Source organism: Longimicrobium sp. (assembly GCF_036387355.1).
Lineage (GTDB): Bacteria > Gemmatimonadota > Gemmatimonadetes > Longimicrobiales > Longimicrobiaceae > Longimicrobium.
Window position 1 is genome coordinate 1 of record NZ_DASVTX010000415.1, and the last position, 13,710, is coordinate 13,710.

Here is a 13,710-nt window from a genome sequence, read left to right on the forward strand (position 1 = left end):
CCGCGAACTGGCCGGCACCCTTCCGCCGCCCGCCGCGCCCTGACGCGACGTCTTCCGCGACACAACACAGCGGCCCGCCTCTCCCGGAGGCGGGCCGCTCTGCATGGGAACGGTGATCATCGGCCGGTTTCGCACCCGGAACGCCGGGTCATCGGTGATCAGACGAGCGCCGCGGATCAGTTCAGCGCCACGAACGGCGCCTCGAAAGTGCCATTGGTGATGGCGATGGCCGGGCGATTCGGATCGGCCGGCGAGTAGCACGAGCCCGTGCCGCTGAAGCTGCCCTTGATGCGCGTGTCCGAGATGCTGGCCACGCCCACGGTGCCCTGCGTGATGGTGCAGGCGTACTGGCGCGGCGCGGCGCCCGTGGCGGTATGCGTGAGCGTCACGGTAATCACGGCGCAACCCGTTTCGCACGAAGCGCTTACTCCCTTGTCGCCCAGGGTGAGGTTCGGGACCACCACGCTGGCGCCGTCCACGATCTGCCCGGTCTGGCGCTGGGCGAAGATGTATGCGCCATTCCCATCCTTGGCGGCCGCGGTCCCCGTCCCGTCGGCGCCCGGGCCCGGATGGACGCCCTCCACCGAGAACGTGCCCGTCATCGGCGAGTTGTCGCTGGAATACGAAAAACTCAGCCGCCCGGCCGGGTCTTCCTGCTGCGGCAGCGTGGACGCATCAGCACAGGCACCAAGGGAAAGCGCGCCCGCAAGCATCAGGGCGGCGGAACGGATCGTCATCATCAATCTCCACGAAAGTTGGATCGGGGCCGGCGCTCCGTGCGCCGCCACGCACCACAATCGCGAAGGTGCCGCACAGCACGCCCGTGTCAGTTGACCCAATCACCCGTTCCGGCGCGCGCGTTGATCCCGCGGCGCCGCGTCGCTGGTGCGCGGGGGCACTCGCTGTTACCTTGGGAGCGCAAGCCGCCAGGGGTACCCCGCTGATGCGGGGTTGAGACAGTCCCTTGGAACCTGATCCGGTTCAGACCGGCGGAGGGAGCGCGGCGTGTCGTCCAGGCGAAATCCGCCGTGCCCGCACTCCACGGGTCCGCGGGACCGTCGCAGGCGCCACACCGGGCATTCCGGCGTGGCGCCTTTTTGTTCCGCCACCGCCGTTCCCACTCGCCCGGCCCCCGGATCGTCCCTCTCCCGCGCGCAGCCACTCCGAGGAGCGCAGATGACCGACCGAGCCCGCCCCCAGCCTTCCCCCGCCGGCGACTACGGCGACGCCTTTCCCAACAGCCGCAAGGTGTACGCGGAAGGGCGCCACGGTGTGCGCGTTCCGCTGCGCGAAATCAGCCTGTCCGGCGGCGAGCCGCCGCTGCGCGTGTACGACACCAGCGGTCCCCTGGGCGGCGACGTGCGCGTGGGGCTGCCTTCCGTGCGCGGCGAGTGGATCCGCGCGCGGGGCGTAACGGAAGTGTCCGGTGCCCAGGATCAAGTGCCCGGTGGACGGGCTTCGGGCACTGGGCACTCGGCACTGGGCACTGCCGTTCCCGCGCCGCTCATGCCAGAGGGCCTGCGCAGAACCCGTCTGCGCGGGAACGGCTGCGTGACGCAGATGGGCTACGCGCGGCGCGGCGAAATCACGCCGGAGATGGAGTACGTGGCGTTGCGCGAGGGGATGGACGCCGAGTTCGTGCGCAGCGAGGTGGCGCGCGGCCGCGCCATCATCCCCGCCAACATCAACCATCCCGAGCTGGAGCCGATGATCATCGGCCGCGGCTTCAAGGTGAAGGTGAACGCCAACATCGGGAACAGCGCCGTTTCGTCATCCATCGAAGAAGAGGTAGACAAGCTGCGCTGGGCCACGCTGTGGGGCGCCGACACGGTGATGGATCTGAGCACGGGCAGGAACATCCACGAAACTCGCGAGTGGATCATCCGCAACTCGCCCGTTCCCATCGGCACGGTGCCCATCTACCAGGCGCTGGAGAAAGTCGGGGGCGTTCCGGAGGACCTGACCTGGGAGCTGTACCGCGACACGCTGATCGAACAGGCCGAGCAGGGGGTGGACTACTTTACCGTCCACGCCGGCGTGCTGCTGCGCTACGTGCCCATGACGGCCAACCGGCTGACGGGAATCGTGAGCCGCGGTGGGTCCATCATCGCCAAGTGGTGCCTGGCCCACCACAAGGAAAGCTTTCTGTACACGCACTTCCGCGAGATCTGCGAGATCATGCGGGCGTACGACGTGTCGTTCTCGCTGGGCGACGGGCTGCGGCCGGGCTCCATCTATGACGCGAACGACGAGGCGCAGTTCGCGGAACTGCGCACGCAGGGCGAGCTGAACCGCATTGCGTGGGAGTTCGACGTTCAGACCATGAACGAGGGGCCGGGGCACGTGCCCATGCACCTGATCAAGGAAAACATGGACAAGCAGCTGGAGTGGTGCCAGGAGGCGCCGTTCTACACGCTCGGCCCGCTTACGACGGACATCGCGCCGGGGTACGACCACATCACGAGCGCCATCGGCGCGGCGCAGATCGGGTGGTACGGCACGGCGATGCTGTGCTACGTGACGCCCAAGGAGCACCTGGGGCTGCCCAACCGCGACGACGTGAAGGCGGGGGTGATCACGTACAAGATCGCGGCGCACGCGGCGGACCTGGCCAAGGGGCACCCGCGCGCGCAGGAGTGGGACAACGCGCTCAGCAAGGCGCGCTTCGAGTTCCGCTGGCGCGACCAGTTCAACCTGGCGCTGGACCCGGTGACGGCGTTGAGCTACCACGACGAGACGCTGCCGGCCGAGGGCGCCAAGATCGCGCACTTCTGCAGCATGTGCGGCCCCAAGTTCTGCAGCATGAAGATCACGCAGGACGTGCGCGACTACGCGGCGAAGCAGAAGGTGATCGAGGCGGGGATGGCCGGCATGTCCGCCGAGTTCCGCGAGCGCGGCGGCGAGGTGTACCTGCCCGCCAGCCAGATCGTCCGCGCCCCGGAGGACGCGCAAGCGACCGTCGCGGCGGATTGATATCGCTCCTCGGGTAGATGGCACAGCAGCCCCGCGCGGTCCGCGGCGGAGCATGGACCAGGCTGGCCCAAGTACTCAGATGGGTCAGTTGACGCTGCAAACGGGGGCTGATCCGATGTTGATCGTCAACATCCGCACGGCAAAGACGCACCTGTCGCGCTTGATCGAAGCGGCGAGAAGACGTGATCATCGCGAAGAACAATGAGCCGGTGGTGCGGTTGATCCCGGTGAACCCGCGCCAGCCCAGGAAGCAATGCGGCGCAATAAAGGGTTTGGTGAAGCTCGGGCCGGAGTTCTTCGAGCCCTTGCCCGCGCAAGAAGTCGAGCAATGGGAGCGCTGATCGGCGCCCCGTGTTTCCCTACTCCTGAGCGGAAAGCTGCTGCCGGTGGGGATGCCGGGGCCAACTCCAAGGTCACCACAAATCTGTGAGCAAACTGACCTAACGATCCAACTGGATGCCGGGAGAATCCTTGTGGTTCTCCCGGCATTTTACTGGCACAGAGACGATGAGCCGCGGCCTCGGCGGCCACGGACGATCGCCCCTTTCAGGAGAACACCCTGCAATCTGCTCACGCGTCGAAATCCGCCCCTGACTGGCTCGTTTTGCTGGTGCTCTGGCTGATCGTGTTCTCGGTCAGCAGCCAGTTTCTGGTGATCGCGCCGCTGCTGCCGCGGATGGTGGAGGAGCTGCGGGTGCCCGCGGCGTCACTCAGCGTTCTGGTGAGCGGGTACGCCTTTGCCGTGGGCGTGGTGGCGGTGGTGATGGGGCCCGTGTCGGACCGCGTGGGGCGGCGGCGGATGCTGCTCGCCGGCACCGCGGTGATGGCCGTGGCCCTGGCGCTGCACGGGCTGGCGCGCGGCTTCCCGACTCTGATCGCCGTGCGGGTGCTGGCCGGCGCCGGAGGCGGCGTGCTCACCGGCGCCGCGGCCGCGTACGTGGGCGACTACTTTCCGTACGAGCGGCGGGGATGGGCTCTGGGGTGGGTGGCAACGGGGATGGCCGCGGGCCAGATCCTGGGCGTTCCCGCGGGAGCGCTGATCGCGGACCGGGCGGGGTTCCGCATCGCGTTCCTTGTGTTCGGCGCCACGATGGCGCTGGCGTGCGCGGCGGTGTGGGGGTGGCTGCCGCAGCCGCAGGTGGAGCGCAGCACCGACCGGGCTTCGCTCGCGGGCGGGCTGCGCCATTACGGAGCACTGCTCGCGCGGCCGGGCGTGCGGCCCGCGGCGGCGGCGTATCTGTGCGTCTTCGTCGGCACGGCGCTCTACACCGTGTACCTGCCGACGTGGCTGGAGGCCTCGCGGGGGATCACTCCCGCGCAGGTGGCCGTCGTCTTCGTCGCGGGCGGCGTGGCCACTCTGCTGGCGGGTCCACGCACGGGCCGGCTTTCGGACCGGGTGGGACGCCGGGTCGTCGTCATCTTCGCCAGCCTGGGCGTCGCGCTGCTGATGGCGCTCACGCCCTGGGTGGTCACGGGTGTGTGGAGCGCGTCGGCGGTGTTCTTTCTGCTGATGACGCTCATTGCCGCGCGCTCGGGCGCCCTGGACGCGCTGCTGACCGAGATCGTCCCCGATACGCAGCGCGGGTCCATGATGAGCCTGATGATGGCAACGGGGCAGATCGGCTTCGGGGCGGGCGGCGCGCTGACCGGCGCCGTGTACGCGGCCATCGGCTACGAGGGCAACGCGACGCTCGCGGCCGGCGCCGCCATCGCGTTGGCGATGATCGCGTGGCGCTTGCTCCCCGAGCCGGACTCGGCATCAGACGGTGAGCCCTCGCCCGCATCCCGCTGAGCAGTGGCGGAGCTGTTTCGTGGCGCACCCTGGTTTTCCGCTTCAGCCGGCCGATCCATCACGAGAGCAGCCGCCAATCCACCCTGGGACTGCCCCGGGAGGTCAGACGAGGAAGAACGGCGTGTGAAAATACAACTCGCCCGGTCCGGCACCGGGCGAGTTGTATTTTTGCCAATAAAATACAACTTGATTTCGCATGGCTTCCCTATGTTGTATATTCGCAGCAGGAAATACAACTCCACCCGGCGCATCCGCGATGACGTTTGTTTTTCTGGGTCCTGATCCGGTGGACCGGCAGGTCAACGAGGTCATGGCGCGTCTGGCGGCGGGCGACGCCCCGCGCGGGATCGAGCGGGCCCAGGTGGACGTCAAGGAGGAGCCCGGCCGGAGAGGGCGCGACGGCGGCATTGCCGCGGGCCGATCCGAGAACGAGGAGGCCGCCCGGTACCTTGCCGGCGAGATGGCCTGCCTGGCCAACACGGCCGGGGGTGGCGCCATCATTCTGGGCATCGCCGATGACGGAACCCGCATTGGGACGGAGCTCGGCGCAGAGTGGCTGCGGCACCGGATCTTTGAGCTGACGTCGCGGCAGTTGACCATCTCCGTGCAGGCGGTGGTTTTTGAAGGAGTTCGCCTGCTCGTGCTGAAAACGCACCAGGCGATCGAGCCCATCCGGGTGGGCGGCAAGCTGAAGTGGAGGCTGAACGACCACTGTGTCGAAATCGATCCCACGAGCTGGCACAGCGAACGGCTGCGGATCACGGGAGTGGACTGGTCGGCCCAGCCCTCCGGCCACACCCTCGCCGATGCCAGCGCCATTGCCTTGGAAATCGCGCGGCGGTACCTGCGGGCCGCCGCGGATCCCGCCGCCGAAGAGCTTGCGTCCGCGTCGGACGCGGACCTGCTGCACCGGGTGCATGTGCTGGATGGGACGAACCGCCTCACCAACGCCGGCTCGCTCCTCTTCGTCGGTACTCCGCACGTGGGTGTGGACTACATCCGGCGCGACCTGCCGGGCGCAGACAGCACCAACCGCATCCGCACCACGCGCCCGCTTCTGGAGCAGATTTCGGAGATCGAGAAAGCCGCCGAAGCCGTAAACCGGCTGGTGCATGTGCCCGGCGGGTTTGCGCACGGACAGCTGCGGGCCATTCCCATGCGGGCGCTGCGCGAGGCGATCATCAACGGCGCCGTGCACCGCGACTGGCTGACGCCCCAGCCAACCACGGTGGAGCACGTGGGGGACAGGGTCACGGTGACCTCTCCCGGCGGGTTCGTGGGCGGCGTAGGACCGTTCAACATCATCACACATCCGTCCGTGCCACGGTACCGGAGCCTGGCAGAAGCGGTGGCGTCGCTGCGGCTTGCGGAGCGGGAAGGGATCGGGGTGGACCGGATGGTTCGCGACATGCTGGCGCTGGGCCACCCGGAGCCGCACATCCAGGAAGTCGCCGGTCCGTATGTGCGGGTAGGGCTCGTAGGCGGAGACCCCGATCCCTATCTGCTGGCGCTGCTAGCGTCGGTTCAGCCGCCGATTTCGCAGGATGTGGAGTCGCTCCTGCTCATCAACCACCTGACGCACGCCGGGTGGGTGGACGTGCTGCGCGCCGCCCCCGTCCTGCAGCGGTCGGCCATCGAGGCAAAGACGGCGCTGGACCGGCTTGCCGCAGTGGAGGCTGCCGGCCGCCCCGTGATCCTGCGAATCCGCGGAGTCCCCGCCGGTGAGCCGGAGGCGTACCGGCTGAGCGATGCCGTGCGCGAGGGGCTCAAGCGGAGCATCTCGTATGCGGACGGTCAGGCGGCGCGGCTCGCGCTCATTCTGGGGTGGGCCCGCGCGCGCGGCCGGGTTTCGTCTACCGAGATCACCGACATCACGGGATTGAGCGTCACCCACGTGGGAAACCTGCTCGGCGCGCTGGAAGCCGAAGGCGTGCTCCGTCCCGGGCGCGAGAACCGCCGGGGACGCGGCTTCTACTACGTTGCGGCATAGCTCACGCGCTGGGAGAAATACAACACGGAATCTGTGACGGAGGATCACTTGCAATTCAGGTATAAGACCGTGTTCCCGGCGGTGATCTCCGCTCTGCTGTAAAATACAACTCACCCGTCACAGCTCCGGGCGAGTTGTATTTTCCTCCTCAAAGGCCCCGACCTGGCGGTCCACGGCGCCTCGAAAAATACAACTCTGCCCCGGGATGGATTGGATGAGTTGTATTTTGGGCGATAAAATACAACTCTCGGGCGCGATCCTGTCATCGCTTGTATTTTCTCCCAGGCCCGGGCACGAGCGGGCACCCCGGCCGCACCCGCACGGGAGCGTACGTGGGCGCAACCCCGCCGCGCTTGTTGGAGAGCGCGGGATTCCGTTAGCTTTGTGCATCATCGGCGAGCGGCGTCCGGCCGCTCGCGCCCCCGGCTGATCCCAACCCAACCGGCGCACCCGCCGATCTCCGCGCCGAAACCCCGCCCTTCGCAGTCCGCAGTCGCCGCCATGAGCCACCCCGCACCCACCCTGCCGGAATCCGCCTCCGCGGATCCGAACGACCTGCGCGCCCGCATCGCCGAGCTGGAGCGCGAGCTGGAGTCCGCCCGCGCCGCCAACGCCGCCCTCGCCGAGAACGAGGAGCGGTACCGCGCGCTGGTGGACGCCGACCCCGACGGTGTCGTGATCATCGACGCGGAATCCACCATCATGGCGGTGAACCCGGCCATGTGCCGGATCTTCGGGTACCCGGCGTCGCAGATGGTGGGAAAGCCCATCACCGTGCTCATGCCGCCCCGCATGCGGGCGGGGCACACCAGCGGAACCCGGCGCTACATGTCGACGGGGGAGCGCAGCATTCCGTGGCAGCGCGTGCAGGTGCCCGCGGTGCGGCGCGACGGCACCGAGTTCCCCGTGGAGATCAACTTCGGCGAGTACTGGCGCGACGGGCAGCGCTTTTTTGCCGGCTTCATGACCGACATTACGGAGCGCCGCCGCGCGGAAGAGGCGCTGCAGTTCCAGACCACGCTCCTGCAGGCGCAGAGCCACGTGGCCATCGACGGCATTCTGGTGGCGCACCAGGGCCGCGTGCTGAACATGAACCGGCGCTACGCCGAAATCTTCAACGTTCCCGAGGAGCTGCGCGCGCCGGACCGGTGCGTGGAGATGTTCGCGTGGGCCACCCGGCAGGCCGCCGACCCGGTGGCGTACCGCCGCACCATCGAACAGCTGCGCGACGATTTTCAGACGGTGCACCGCGACGAGGTGCTGCTGGCGGACGGGCGCGTGCTGGACCGCTACTCCGCGCCGTTGCGCAGCGAGGCGGGCGAGGTGTACGGGCGCATCTGGATGGTGCGCGACATCACCGAACGCAAGCAGTTCGAACTGGCCCTGCAGGAAGCCAAGGACGCGGCGGAGGCGGCCAACGAGGCCAAGAGCGACTTTCTGTCGCGCATGAGCCACGAGCTGCGCACGCCCATGAACAGCATTCTGGGCTTTGGGCAGATCCTGCAGCGCAGCCCGCTTCCCGCGGACCAGGCCCGCAGCGTGGAGCATATCGTCAAGGCCGGCCGCCACCTGCTGAACCTGATCAACGAAGTGCTGGAGATCGCCCGCATCGAGGCAAACCAGCAGCAGCTTTCGCTGGAGCCGGTGCACGCGGCGTCGCTGCTGAACGAGGCGATCGCCCTGGTGCGCCCCGCGGCCGACCAGCGCCCGGTGCAGCTCTCGGCGCGTGCGCCGCAGGGCAGTGACGTGTACGTGCGCGCCGACCAGCAGCGCCTCATGCAGGTGATGCTGAACCTGCTCAGCAACGCCATCAAGTACAACCGCGCGGGCGGTGCGGTGGAGCTCCTGGCGCGCCCCGCCGCGGGCGCGGACGGGAGCGCCTTCCTGGCCCTGGGCGTGCGCGACACGGGCCCGGGAATTCCCGCCGACCGCCTGGGGGAGCTGTTCGTCGCGTTCTCGCGGCTGGGCGCAGAGCATTCCGGCGTGGAGGGCACCGGGCTGGGGCTGAAGCTTTCGCAGCGCCTGGTGGAGGTGATGGGCGGGCAGATCCGCGTGGAGAGCTCCGTGGGCGAGGGAAGCACCTTCTGGGTGGAGCTTCCCGTGACGGAAAGCCCGCGGCAGCGGCTGGAGCCCGGGCGCACGGACGGCGCGCGCGCGGAAAGCGCGCCGCGCCCGGCCCGCACCATTCTGTACGTGGAAGACAACCTCGCCAACCTGGACCTGGTGGAGACGATCTTTGGCGACCGGCCGGAGATCGCGCTGATTCCGGCGCTGCAGGGGCGGCTGGGGCTGCAGCTGGCGCGTGAGCATCGCCCGGACCTGGTGCTGCTGGACCTGCACCTGCCCGACCTGTCCGGCGAGCGGGTGCTGCACGAGCTTCGCGCGGATGAGCGCACGCGGCACATCCCCGTGCTGGTGATCAGCGCGGATGCCACGACGCGCCAGATCGAGCGCCTGCGCGCCGCCGGCGCCCTGGACTACCTGACCAAGCCGCTGGACGTGGATCAGTTCCTGGCCGCCGTAAACGCGGCGCTGGACCCCGCGGGGTGAACGGAGCCGGTCTGACCGGGGCAGCAGGAGAATAGGCCGGGGAGCCCCATGTGGTGCTCCCCGGCTCTGTTGATGGCGTCGGGATGTCGGCCCGCCGCGCCGCGGCGGGGGCAGGCACCGTTCCCGGGCCGCGGCCGCTCACCATTCTGCAAGGAGGAACGACGGCATGATCCAGGGCGCGAACATTCACCTGCGCACGGTGCGGGAGAGCGACCTTTCCGAGCTGTTCACCCTGCTGAGCGACACGTCGGCGCGCGGCGAGCACGTGCCCATGCGGCTGCTCTCCGAAGCCGCGTTCGTGGCCGACTTTCGGCAGACCGGGTTCTGGAACGACGCGCTGGGGCGCCTGCTGATCTGCACTCCGGAAGGGCGCATGGTGGGCACCATCTGGTACTTTCAGACCGCGCCGTACTACGATGGGGTGGAGATTGGATACCAGCTGTTCGATGTAGAGAGCCGCGGAAAGGGCTACACCACCGAGGCGCTGATGCTGTTCGCCGAGTACCTGTTTGGGGCCAATAAACTGAACCGGCTGCAGCTGACGGTTTCCGTGGGGAACGAGGCATCGCGCCGGGTGGCGCAGAAATCCGGGTTCACCAGCGAGGGCCTGGTGCGCGGCGCGGTCTTTCTGCACGGCCGCAACGTGGACATCGAGATGTTCTCGCGCCTGCGCTCCGACGCGCCTCCCGCCGGAACGGACCCCGCCTCCCACGGCTGAGCGGCCGCGCTCCGGTCAACCCATCCACCGGCCACCTCCAGAGCGCTGCCCGCGCGCCTTCCCCGTTTCACCGCGCGAGAACGGCCGCCGCGCGTTCCCGCGATCCTCCTTCCACTTCCCCAGGGAGCATCCGGTTCGCGGGTGTCGGCGCGCTGGATGCAGCGCGGCGCCGTGCGGATGCGGGTTCCGCGGCCCGCCCCGGCGCCGGACCCGTCGGTGCGTCCGCGGGCAGGGTGGGCGGCCTGCGTTAGGTGATTCGCCCTCAAACCGTTAGCTTGGGTACGTGACGCGCCGCAGTACGGTTGGCGCGGAGCGCCCGCACGGATTCTTCCCCCCCGCACGAGCCTCCGCCCCCCTGCTCCCGCCCCGCACTTCCCTCCGCTCCATCCCGCGGTCGGACTCTTCAGCGAGAAGGTGGTCCGATTGAGCTCCACGATCCCATCTCCGGCCGCGGGCGCCTTGGACGCTCCGGCACCGGACGACCGCGCGCGCGGCTTCGCCCTGGCAGACGGCGGCCTCCCGGTCGCCGCCGCGGAGGACGCGTTCGGCCGCCTGGCGCGGCTGGCCGCTGCGCTGGTGCGCGCGCCCGCCGCCTTCGTGAGCCTGGTGGATGACGCGGACGGCTTCTCCCTTTCGTGCGCTGGTTTTCCGGACCGGCCGGCGCTGGAGCGGGAAATCCGCGGCCCCGCGTTTCGGCGCCTGGCCGAGCAGGCCGCCGGCCCCCTCGTTGTTTCGGACAGCGGCGCCGCGCCGGAGTACGCCGGTCTGCTTTCCCCCGGCCCCACGCGGGCGTGCGCCTATATCTGCGTGCCCCTTCGCGGGGAGCACGGTGCCGTGCTCGGTACCTTCTGCGTGCTCGATTCCGCTCCCCGCGGGTGGACCGCCATGGAGGTGGACACCGTAGTGGAGCTGGCCCGGTCCGCCGAGCGCGAGATGGAACTCCGCCGACGCGTTCGCCAGGTGGAAGAGCAGGGCGAGGAAATGCAGGCGCAGGCGGCCGAGCTGGAGGCGCAGGTAGAGGAAGCGCAGGAAGCCGCCGAAATGCTGGAGCAGTCGAATCACGCGCTGCGGGCGGCCCGAGCGGAATCGGAGCTGGAGCGGGGACAGCTGCGCGGCGTTTTTGAGCAGGCCCCCGTGGCCGTGGCGGTGGTGCGCGGCCCGGAGCACGTCTTTGAATCCGCCAACCCCGGCTACCTGCGCCTGGTGGGCGGGCGGCCGGTGGTGGGCATGCGGGTGGCCGACGCCCTGCCCGAGGTGGTGGAGCAGGGCTTCATCACCCTTCTGGACGGGGTGCTGCAGACGGGGACGCCGTTCATCGGCAACGCCATCCCCATCACGCTGCAGGACGGGCCGGGGGGAGAGCTGGAGGACCGCTTCCTCGACTTCATCTACCACCCGCTGCGCGACGCGGGCGAGGCGATTACCGGGATCGTGGCGATCGCCACGGACGTGACCGCGCAGGTGCAGGCCGCCGCCCACCGCGACCGGGAGCGCGCCCGGCTGGCGCGCATGGTGGCCCAGTTTCCCGGTGCGGTGGCGGTGCTGGAAGGCCCGGAGCACCGCTTCGTAGCGGCCAGCGAGCAGTACCGGGCGCAGGCCGGCGGGCGGGAAATGGTGGGCCTCGCCTTTCGCGAGGTGTATCCCGACCTGGATGGCCAGGGCTACTACGAACTGCTGGACGGGGTGTACACCACGGGCCAGCCGTGGACGGGAACGGGTGTGGTGGCCGCCTGGGACGGCGACGGCGACGGCGTTCCGGAAGAACACCTGCTCGACATCGTCTACGCGCCCGTGCGGGACGCGGAGGGGCGCGTGGAGGGGGTCGCCACGCTGTACACCGTGGTGGACGAGCGGGAGCGCGCGGCCGAGGCGCTGCGGCAGTCGCAGGAGCGCTACCACCTGGCCGCGCGCGCCACGGCGGACGTGATCTGGGACTGGGACCTCGCGGCGGACTGCATTCGCTGGAACGCCGCCCTGGGCGAGCGCTTCGGTTATCATCCCCCCAGCAACGCAACGTCGGGCGCGTGGTGGATGGATCACGTGCACCCGGACGACCGCGACGAGGTGTCACGCGGCATTTATGCGGCCATTGCCCTGGGGCACGAGTCGTGGAGCGCGGACTACCGCTTTCTGCGCGCGGACGGCGGGTACGCGGACGTGATGGACCGCGGCCACATCGCCCAGCACGAGGGCGGCGCGGCCACGCGGATGGTGGGCGCCATGCAGGACGTGACCGCGCAGAAGGCGGCCGAGCAGATCCGCCTGGAACTGTACGACCAGGCGGGCCGGGCCCGCGCCGAGGCCGACCACGCCAACCGCGCCAAGAGCCAGTTTCTGGCGCAGATGAGCCACGAGATCCGCACCCCCATCAACGCCGTCATCGGCTACATCGACCTGCTGCAGGCCGGTGTGGCGGGCGACCTGAACCCCCGGCAGACGGACTACATCGCCCGGGTCAAGGCCAGCGGCCAGCACCTGCTGGGGCTGGTGAGCGATATCCTGGACCTGTCCAAGGCCGAAGCGGGGGAGATGGAGGTTGCGCACGAGCCCACGCTGCTGCTGGGTACCGCCTCCGCCGCGCTGGGGATGGTGGCCCCGCTGGCGCAGGGCAAGGGCGTTCAGCTGCACGACGAGTCGCTGTCGGCCTGCAACGAAACGTACGTGGGCGACGAGGACCGCGTGCGCCAGATCGCGGTGAACCTGCTGAGCAACGCCGTGCGCTTTACCGATTCGGGCGGGCAGGTCACCATCCGCTGCGGCGTGCGCACCGCGCCTCCGGCCGGGAGCGCGCTGCAGGGGGCCGGCCCGTGGGTGGTTGTGGAGGTGGAAGACACCGGCCGCGGCATTCCCGCCACGGAGCTGGAGCGCATCTTTGACCCGTTCTCACAGGTGGAGGGCGGGCACACGCGCAGCACGGGCGGCACCGGCCTGGGCCTCACCATCAGCCGGCGGTTCGCGCGGCTCATGGGGGGCGACCTGACGGTGCGGAGCGCGCTGGGCGAGGGAAGCTGCTTCGGTCTCTGGCTCCCCACGCCCGAGGGCATTCGCGAGATGGTGGAGGCCGAAGGGCGGGCGGACGAGTCCGCGGCCGCGGAGCCGCCGGCGGTGGAAAGCTGGTACTCGGAGTGGGCGGGCATCTCCGGGCTGGCAGAGATCGGGCACCTGATCGCCCGCGGCGCCGACCCGCTCACCCGCCGCTTCGGCGACCGGCTGCGCACCGATCCCGCCCTGCCGCACGCGCGCACGATGGACCGCGCGCAGCTGGAGGACCACGTCGCCACCTTTCTGCTGGAAACGGGCAAGACCCTCATCACCCTGGACGAAGGGCGCGGCGATCCGGAGCTGATGCAGGACGGAGCCAGCATTCAGCGGGTGATCTGCGAGCGCCACGGCGAGCAGCGGCGGCGCATCGGCTGGACGGCGGACCACCTGCGTCGCGAGTTCGTGCTGCTGCGCGCGGAGGTCACGGCGCTGGCGGAATCCGAGGGGCGCGCCAGCGGCGACCTTTCCGCCGCGCTCGCGGTGCTGTACCGCCTGCTGGACCGCGCCGAGGCACGCGCGCTTCGCGCGTTCGGCGCCTGATCCGGCCCGCTCCGCCCGCGTTCCCGGGGGCGCGCGGAGGATGATCGCCGGCGGGACGAAACAGGGGGAGCACCGCGAGGTGCTCCCCCCTTTTGTCATCGGCCG

8 protein-coding genes and 1 riboswitch are annotated in these 13,710 nt (G+C 69.7%); of the genes, 7 read left to right on the forward strand and 1 reads right to left on the reverse strand.

The window, feature by feature from the left end; translation table 11 throughout:
* Positions 1 to 176: 176 nt before the first annotated feature.
* Complete coding sequence (locus tag VF665_RS18145) at positions 177 to 737, reverse strand: hypothetical protein (RefSeq protein WP_331054864.1); 561 nt, start codon at positions 735 to 737, stop codon at positions 177 to 179.
* A 181-nt stretch (positions 738 to 918) separates the two neighbouring features.
* Positions 919 to 1,016: riboswitch (TPP riboswitch) on the forward strand.
* A gap of 160 nt (positions 1,017 to 1,176) precedes the next feature.
* Between VF665_RS18145 and thiC the strand changes: the two genes are divergently transcribed.
* From thiC to VF665_RS18180, 7 genes are all read left to right on the forward strand, one after another.
* Positions 1,177 to 2,973, forward strand: coding sequence for a phosphomethylpyrimidine synthase ThiC (gene thiC / locus VF665_RS18150; protein WP_331054865.1), 1,797 nt, complete (start codon positions 1,177 to 1,179; stop codon positions 2,971 to 2,973).
* A gap of 182 nt (positions 2,974 to 3,155) precedes the next feature.
* Positions 3,156 to 3,314: a hypothetical protein gene (locus VF665_RS18155; protein WP_331054866.1), complete on the forward strand. Its 159-nt coding sequence runs from the start codon at positions 3,156 to 3,158 to the stop codon at positions 3,312 to 3,314.
* Between the two features lie 269 nt (positions 3,315 to 3,583).
* Positions 3,584 to 4,765 (forward strand): MFS transporter, encoded by a 1,182-nt coding sequence (locus VF665_RS18160; protein ID WP_331054867.1) that lies wholly within the window; start codon positions 3,584 to 3,586, stop codon positions 4,763 to 4,765.
* 256 nt (positions 4,766 to 5,021) lie between these two features.
* Complete coding sequence (locus VF665_RS18165; RefSeq protein ID WP_331054868.1) at positions 5,022 to 6,755, forward strand: ATP-binding protein; 1,734 nt, start codon at positions 5,022 to 5,024, stop codon at positions 6,753 to 6,755.
* 501 nt (positions 6,756 to 7,256) lie between these two features.
* A complete protein-coding gene (locus VF665_RS18170) occupies positions 7,257 to 9,305 on the forward strand; it encodes a PAS domain S-box protein (RefSeq protein ID WP_331054869.1) in 2,049 nt (682 codons plus the stop codon).
* Between the two features lie 166 nt (positions 9,306 to 9,471).
* The gene (locus VF665_RS18175) at positions 9,472 to 10,023 is read left to right on the forward strand and encodes a GNAT family protein (protein ID WP_331054870.1); all 552 of its coding nucleotides are present in this window, start codon (positions 9,472 to 9,474) and stop codon (positions 10,021 to 10,023) included.
* Positions 10,024 to 10,482: 459 nt separating this feature from the next.
* Entirely contained in the window at positions 10,483 to 13,605 is a 3,123-nt protein-coding gene (locus VF665_RS18180; protein WP_331054871.1) for an ATP-binding protein, read from the forward strand.
* The last annotated feature ends 105 nt before the right edge of the window (positions 13,606 to 13,710 follow it).